The sequence below is a fragment of the Chloroflexus sp. MS-G genome (assembly GCF_000735195.1).
In the GTDB taxonomy this organism is placed as follows: domain Bacteria; phylum Chloroflexota; class Chloroflexia; order Chloroflexales; family Chloroflexaceae; genus Chloroflexus.
The window spans coordinates 40,363-48,309 of the sequence record NZ_JPIM01000022.1 but is presented as its reverse complement, the minus strand read 5'-3'; the positions used below and the strand labels follow the sequence as shown (position 1 = coordinate 48,309).

The window sequence follows — 7,947 nt, the reverse complement described above, 5'->3', positions numbered from 1 at the left end:
CACTGACGAAGGTCTGTGTGTGCGCTGCTTCATCCAGTCCTCGAAGTGTTCCGAAGCCGAGCACGCTGAAAAGCTGTCGAGACCGTACATCTTTCACATCAGAAGTCTGCGTCTGAGCATGCGGCATCTTTCCTGGCCGACGATTACCAATGGTAAGTGTGAGGTTGTCTGCCATGACGTTTGCAGGCGCTTATGCGCAAGGTATCAGAGCATCTGCCCAATATGCGCACATCAAGCATGATCGCTCAGAGCCTGATCAAAAACCCGGATTTCTTATTGGGAACGTATCGTACTCGCGCAATGGTCGCACGAGTACGGGACGTGCCCAACGAGAAAGCTAGGTTTTTAATCAGACCCTAACTGTGTTTGTGCTCGATGCGGTTGAAGACTACTTCTGCCGGGAATAAAACGCTCGTAATTGCCAGAGCAATATCGATAATAATGACAGATGCCCAAACACATGGATTAATAATCCATACGTCCACCATCGACGGTCTATCTGAACGATGAGCAGTCCTACCAAACACCAGGTCACTACCCTCCAATTCAGGCGACTCCACCCCATCCATATCAGGATTGGAAAGAGCATGAAAACATAGTGATGATACCACATGACATTTGGTGAAAGCATCATTCCAAGGGTAGTGATCATAAACATTGGTTCTCTTGGCTGTTCGCCGTACCGAGTCAATAAACCACTTACAACAATCACCATCAAGATATAAATCGTCAATATTCTTTGAATGGCAAGATGATTCGAGGAAAGAAATGAAGAAAAAGACAAAATTAGCTTCTGCAACACTGTTAAGTGCAACCCGGTTATAATATCATTAGATCGTATTGTGTTGCCAATAGCAGCAAGTTTTGAAACGAGCGACTGTGAGTTAGCTCCCATTGGAAATTGAATTGTAAGCCATTGAAAAACACTAGGGTATTCCAGAACAGGTAAAAAAACCATATCTTAGAGCGCTTAAATAAGTTATACAAACAATGAAAATAGTTGCAAGAACAAAAATAGAATATCTGCGATGAACAAAAAGATATAAAAAGAACAGAACAGGGGACACTTTGGTAATGACTGCCAAACCTAGTCCGATAGCGCTGAGAAAAGGAAATGTACTCATCCAAAAGAACAACATAAATATTCCAAACAGTGTGATTATGTTTATTTGACCAATGTGAATTAACTCAAGAAATGGTGCAAAACCCAGACATATAACATACCAATACCAGACTTTTTCAGCGCTATAGCCATAATATCGAGCCGTGCCGTATACAATTAAGATCAGGAGAACAATATTAACAGTCGAATGTAGTAACGCTTTCAAATAAGGATCGATGTAGTGGAAAATCTCGATAATTAATAGAGCCGGAGGTGGATACAGATACCCTATCCCGATTGATCGTGTGGCATAAGGATTTTGTCCATTCAGTGCGTCATGAAGTGCCCGCTCGTAGTACCCGAAATCTTCAAGTAGCATGTCAGGAATCGGCTTTATTTCGATTAACTTTAGTTCAGTGTAAATCCCAAGCATTATATATAGGAATAAGTATACTTGATAAAATAGAGATGACTTCATGACCACTTTAAGATTATTCATTTCCATACCATCGGAGATACGCGATCTGTAGCTGATATGATTTACTAGAAACAGCACCCGTTAATCTCTCATCCCTCACCCATCTGTAGTTATTCTACTTGCCTGATACACGCGAGAATATCAATCCGCGAACGATTGATCTCGATCCAGTCACCGCTCGTTAATCGCTCGCAGCCGATGAGATCGGCCAGGTGGGGGGCGCTGAGGGTTGTGCGCAGACCAATCGTCGCCGCTTCACCCACTCTGATCACTAATTCGGTGTACAGCGTTTCAAACGGGAGCTGTGCCCGTTGCACCTCCCACTCCAAAACGTCACTGATTCGACCATAAATGATCGGATTGCTCAGCGGCTGGTGTAGTGATTCATCGGACGATGGCACAAAGCCGATGCGAAACGGCGGTGTTTGTAATCGGATAGTGCTGAGAGCGCACAGCAGGCGAACCGTGGTGGTTTGACCGACGAGCGCTGGGTCAACCCGATGATGACGATCGACCAGCCAGAGGCGGGTACCGGGATGTGTGTCAGGGCCGGCGTTCAAAGGGGTAACGATAATGCCTGGTAAGTAGCGCCGACCATCCTCATGGAGTTCACCCGGAATAAACTGCTCGTAGCGGCAGCGGAGATGGATTCGATCCAGTGCGCTAAACCTCATGGTCCACCCCAACCGATTGCTCCATCTTTCTGGTCGCTGAAGCCAGGCGTCGTTCATTGAGGGCGTTGATAAAGTCGCGTGGCCGATCGGGGCTGATCAGCAAGACAGAGGCATCATAACGGGCAATCGCGACCAATCGCTGACGGTTCGTAGCAAAGAAGACAACTTTGCCATACGGATCGAGCCGAAATGGCCCCTGATAGCCAAAGACGCCGGGGTTAAAGGCAAAGCGGAGTCCGAAACGAGGCATATCGGCCAGCCCACTGGCCAGCGAGACACCACTTATCTGATCGAAGGGAATGGTCAGCGCCGGTACCCAGCGCCGTTCAATCACCAGCGCATCGGCATCGATGCGGTATGCCCGTGGTTGAAAGGCGTAGCTCAGCAGGAGGTAACATGCTAGCGCCGCGGCCAGTCCTAATGGTACCTGCAAACCATTCCAGCGCAGATTGGCAAGGTAGGCAAAAAATTGGGGGAGAACCAGTAATCCCCCTAGATACGCCAAACCATACGTAACCTTGGCAGCGTAGTCATCGAGTGGTGCTGGCGTAAAGCGTTCAGGTGCAGCCATTGAACAACCCTTTTCTCATTTCAGATATGAGTGCACTGAAAAACTCACCACGGAGCACACAGCGTACACAGAGCGTATAAGGAAAGGATCATTTTTGGCCATTGGGCGCATGGAAGAAAAATGTTCACAACCCTCTGTTCAATGAACGATAACATTATCTTTCGTCTCTGCGATCTCCGTGGTCTCTGTGGTAGAAAGATCACCGTTGGAACCAGAAAGTACGCTTCTCCGCACGCATGATACTTCAGGTTGAAAAACGTACCGCTCGTTGCACCATCACCGCGGTCGGGTAAGATGGCGGGTGGCGCAAGTTTCTTTCATTATAACGCGATTGATCGCCGTAAAGAATTTTTACATATAAAACAGATTATTGCATTTCATTTGATCCTGTTGCATAATGACGATTGACCTGCCCTGCTCTTCGTTCGGTCATCCGGCTAAACTGCATCGTCAACAGGATATGGTTTATGGTACCAGAAACCGCTGGAACGCCGTTGCCCCTCTTACCGGTGCCCCCTGTGTACACCACGTGGCGCGATCAGGCGATTGCCACCTACCATGCTGGCTCCGGTCGCCCGGTTCTGCTGGTTCACAGTATCAATGCTGCAGCCTCGGTCTTCGAGATGCGTGAACCGTTTCAACGCCTGCGTGATCACGTCGCCGTGCACGCAGTTGATCTGGCTGGATACGGCAATTCGGCGCGACCAGCCTGGCGTTATCGTGCCGCAATGTACATCGATCTGATTGAGACATTGCTCGCCCAGATCGGACAACCAACCGCACTCATTGCCAGCTCACTGAGTGCAGCTTATGCGGTCATCGCGGCCACTCGTCAACCACACCTGGTTGACCGCCTGGTGCTGATTTGCCCAACCGGCATTAGCCAACTTGCCCGCCCACCTGGCATTACCGCTTACACGATATATCAAATCTTGCGCAGTTCGTTCGGTCGTTTGATCTACCGTCTGCTCACCACCCGACCCAGTATCCGTCTTTTTCTGTCCTCACAGGCGTATGCCGATCCGGCCAGTATCACCGACGAGCGGTTGGAGATGTTCTATCGAACCTGCCGTCATCCTGGCGCCTACTATGCCCCAATCTGCTTCCTCAGCGGTCTGCTCAATTGTGATATTTCGACAGCCTTTGCCAGCCTGACCCAACCAACACTGCTGGTATGGGGCAGCGATGCCAGAACGACTCCACTCTCGCAAGCTGCTGGTTTTGTTCGGATCCGCGTTGCAACGAAGGTAGCGGTGATCGACCGGGCCAGTCTGCTGGTGCAAGACGAACAGCCAGAAGCATTTATTGAACAAGTGTTGCCGTTTCTGAGCCGCTGATCATCAACGGTAGAGGGGCGGGTTGATAACCCGCCCCGACCTTCCGATCCTCGCTATCATACGTTCCTCTTTCGCGTGGTACAATTGTCTGTGTTACGGGCAACGATACCGATCACCCGCCACCATTTGGTCTGCAAAACTGTATGAACAACCGCATCTATGTTGCTATTGATGTCGAGACCACCGGTTTACAAAGTGGTCTCGATGAAATTATCGAGGTTGCAGCGGTAACCTTTCGTGGCCGTGAGATTCTCGACCGATTCAGCCAATTGGTTCGCCCCCGCCAATCGGTTCCGCTCAAGATTACCCGGCTGACCGGTATTGATCCCAAAGCTCTGGCACAGGCGCCGCGTTTCAACGAGATCGGCGCCGAGCTGGCCCGCTTTATCGGCAATCGCCCAATAGTGGGGCACTCGATTGGCTTTGATCTAACGATGCTGCGGGCACAAGGGATGCATTTCAACCAGCCGGTGTACGATACGTTTGAACTGGCGACGTTGCTCTTGCCACAGGTCACCGGTTACAAACTCTCGACGCTGGCAGCCCATCTCGGCATTCCCCACCCCGATGCCCATCGTGCGCTCAACGATGCCGAGGTAACGGCTCAGCTTTTCGTTGCACTCTGCGAGCGGATGTTACACCTTGATCTGGCAACGCTCAGCGAGATCGTGCGTCTAACCGGTAAGATTGGGCTGCCACTCCGCGATCTGTTTGAAGAGGCGTTGCGACAGAAGGCGCGGAATGCTTTTCTTGAACCGATTACAGCACCGCACGATGCAGCCGATGCGACCGATACCGAGGTACCGCCACTCAGGCCCACCGGCTACACCCGTCCGCTCGATCTCGAGGCGATTGGTGCCTTCTTTAGTCCTGATGGGGTGTTTGGGCAGACCTTCCCTGGCTATGAGCCTCGTCAGCCGCAGATCGAGATGGCGCAGGCGGTGGCAACAGCGTTTAATCAGAGCGAGCCGTTGATTGTAGAAGCTGGTACCGGCACCGGTAAGAGTATGGCGTATCTGGTTCCGGCAGCAATGTATGCTGCGCAACGTGGTGAGCGGGTGGTGATCTCGACCAATACCATCAACTTGCAAGATCAACTTTACAATAAAGACATTCCCGATCTGCAACGAATCTTCGCAACGGCAGGATTACCGCCATTTCGCGCTGTGCTCTTGAAAGGGCGCAGTAATTACCTCTGCCTGAAGCGGTATCACGAGCTGCGTCGGCTCGATACTCTGAGCAGCGAAGAGGTGCGGGCGTTGCTGAAGATTCAACTCTGGCTACCAACTACCAAGAGCGGTGATCGTACCGAGATCCCACTGATCGACCGCGAGCAGGCAGTGTGGAACAAGGTCAATGTCTCGGTAGAGACCTGTACCGGCGCCCGTTGTCCGCATTTTCGGGAGTGTTACTTCTTCCGTGCCCGCCGTGCTGCCGAAGCTGCGCATCTGGTGGTCGTCAATCATGCGCTGTTGATCGCCGATTTGGCGGCGGCCTCGCAGGTATTGCCTCCTTACGATCATCTGGTGATTGACGAAGCCCACAATCTGGAAGATGTCGCAACCGACCAGCTCAGTTTTAATCTTGATCAGGCTGGCATGCTCAAGTTTCTCGATGATCTGTTTCAGACCGGCGGGGCACAGATTGTCAGTGGTCTGCTCAGCGAAATACCGGCAGTACTCACCGAAATCGGTGGCGGCGGCGCAGCCGGAGAGCGCATTACCGCCGCTATTGAACGGATCCGCCCCACCCTGATTCGGATGCGGACTGCGGTCTACGAGTGTTTTCATCTGCTTACCCGTTTTGTGCAGATTGATGCCGATCCCAATCAGCAGTATGATCTGCGGATCCGCTTGACAAACGATGTCAGAAAGCGCCCGGAATGGCAAGAGATTGAACTGGCCTGGCAAAATCTGAATGATATGCTGGCGCTGATTGGCAAAGAGCTGGCAGTGATCGAAGAGCAACTCCACGCTTTGAATGAGGCCAACGGTACGCTCGATGATCTGCTGTTGCGAACGGAAGTCTTACGCCGGTTTGCTACTGACGTTCGGGTACGCAGTGGTCATGTCATTTTTGGCGATGAAGAAAGTATCTGCTGGCTGACGTATGATCGACAGCGTGATACGCTCACGCTGACGGCGGCGCCGTTGAGTGTGGCCGACATTTTGCAGAGTCAGCTTTTTGCCCAGAAGCAGACCAATGTGCTCGCTTCAGCAACCCTGAGTATTGCCGGTCGTTTCGATTTTGTGAAGAGTCGAATCGGTCTATCAGATTGCCAGGAGCTGATGCTCGATTCGCCGTTTGATTACGCACAGCAGGCCTTAGTCTACATTCCCAACGACATTCCCGAACCAAACCAGCGTGGCTATCAACAGATGATCGAACGGGCAATTATCGATCTGGCTATCGCGTCGGAAGGTCGGATGCTGGCGCTCTTTACCGCCTCCAATGCCTTACGACAAACCTACGCCGCTATTCAAGAGCCGCTTGAAGATCGGGGCATTGGCGTGATGGCCCAGGGTATCGACGGTTCGCGCCGGGCGCTAGTTGATCGGTTGAAGGAGTTTCCGCGCTCGGTGTTGCTCGGTACCAACAGCTTTTGGGAAGGGGTGGATATTGTCGGCGAAGCGCTCTCGGTGTTGGTGATCACCAAACTACCGTTTGCCGTACCGACCGATCCGATTGTGGCAGCCCGCAGTGAGCTGTTCGATGATCCGTTTAACGAATACAGCGTTCCGCAGAGTATCCTGCGCTTCAAGCAAGGGTTTGGCCGTCTGATCCGTTCCCGTGAGGATCGAGGCATTGTGGTGGTGCTTGACCGGCGGTTGCTGACCAAGAAATACGGACAACAGTTTCTCGATTCGTTACCGCCAACGCGAGTACGCACTGGGCCATTGGCTAACTTGCCGGGGCTGGTGGCGCGCTTTTTGCAAAGGCAAAATGGCGGGTAGGCAGCAGGGCGCAGCGGCGCTGCGCCCGTACAAGTCGTGCTGAAGATGCTCATCGGCGCGGATGACCCAGGACAGGGTGAGAATCCGTCTCAATTGGTAGTGGCTCAGGCGGCATCTCATCCCACGTCCGGCCATCGAGCAGTCGCCCAGTTCGTTTTTTCACCGTTCCGCCCCATTGCTTGAAGAAGAAGGCAACGCCTGCGCTGAGACACTGGTCGCGAATGTCGCGCACCCATTCGACCGCCATCGGACGCGCCCCCGGCCCCGACTCGCCACCCACGATCACCCAATCGATGCCACTCAGGTCGAGGTTAGGCAGCGGCCCCAAGAGCGGTTCCAGCGAGAGAAATTTGATCGCGGCGCCCGTCTGACGCAGCAGATCAATGCGGTAGGTGTACGTTGCGTTCTCGACACTGACCCCCATCCAGACGTTCGCCGGCCATGGGAGCAGCGGATCGAGTTCGTGTAACCGCTCGGCGCGTTTGGTTAACACCTGGAAACGGTGCCAGTGCGCACGCTGCATCACGTCGAAGACCTGCTGAATGAAATCGAGCGGCACCTCGTGATGGAACAGATCACTCATCGAGTTGACGAAGATCGTGCGGGGGGTTGTCCAGCGCAACGGCTCGGCGAGAGTATCGGGATGGAGAGTCAGGCGGAATCCGTTCCGATATTTATCCACCCCCATCGCCCGCAAGCGAAGCGCCATCCGTTCGGCGTAACAGTGTTTACAGCCCGGACTAATTTTGGTGCAGCCGGTGAGCGGGTTCCAGGTGGCTTCGGTCCACTCGATACGTGTGGTTGCCATGATGGTACTCCCAATAGCGAATA

Annotated in this window: 6 protein-coding genes; 2 read left to right on the top strand and 4 right to left on the bottom strand. The window is 52.6% G+C overall.

Features of this window, described 5'->3' with window-relative positions:
- Nucleotides 1–926: 926 nt before the first annotated feature.
- The 3 genes from JE47_RS22500 to JE47_RS0106025 form a co-directional block, all read right to left on the bottom strand.
- Nucleotides 927–1,481 (bottom strand): glycosyltransferase family 87 protein, encoded by a 555-nt coding sequence (locus JE47_RS22500; RefSeq protein WP_442856917.1) that lies wholly within the window; start codon nt 1,479–1,481, stop codon nt 927–929.
- A 209-nt stretch (nt 1,482–1,690) separates the two neighbouring features.
- Nucleotides 1,691–2,254, bottom strand: coding sequence for a hypothetical protein (locus JE47_RS0106030; protein WP_031458892.1), 564 nt, complete (start codon nt 2,252–2,254; stop codon nt 1,691–1,693).
- A complete protein-coding gene (locus JE47_RS0106025; protein ID WP_031458891.1) occupies nt 2,244–2,825 on the bottom strand; it encodes a PH domain-containing protein in 582 nt (193 codons plus the stop codon). Before JE47_RS0106025 ends, JE47_RS0106030 begins: the two co-directional genes overlap by 11 nt.
- A 467-nt stretch (nt 2,826–3,292) precedes the next feature.
- On the opposite strand from JE47_RS0106025, the gene JE47_RS0106020 reads away from it, so the two are divergent.
- Together JE47_RS0106020 and JE47_RS0106015 are read left to right on the top strand one after the other, a co-directional pair.
- Nucleotides 3,293–4,162, top strand: coding sequence for an alpha/beta fold hydrolase (locus tag JE47_RS0106020; protein ID WP_031458890.1), 870 nt, complete (start codon nt 3,293–3,295; stop codon nt 4,160–4,162).
- Nucleotides 4,163–4,305: 143 nt separating this feature from the next.
- Nucleotides 4,306–7,116, top strand: a complete 2,811-nt coding sequence (locus JE47_RS0106015; protein WP_031458889.1) for a helicase C-terminal domain-containing protein — start codon at nt 4,306–4,308, stop codon at nt 7,114–7,116.
- A gap of 49 nt (nt 7,117–7,165) precedes the next feature.
- On the opposite strand, the gene JE47_RS0106010 is transcribed toward JE47_RS0106015, so the two are convergent.
- A complete protein-coding gene (locus tag JE47_RS0106010; RefSeq protein ID WP_035419081.1) occupies nt 7,166–7,924 on the bottom strand; it encodes a DUF5131 family protein in 759 nt (252 codons plus the stop codon).
- Nucleotides 7,925–7,947: the final 23 nt, after the last annotated feature.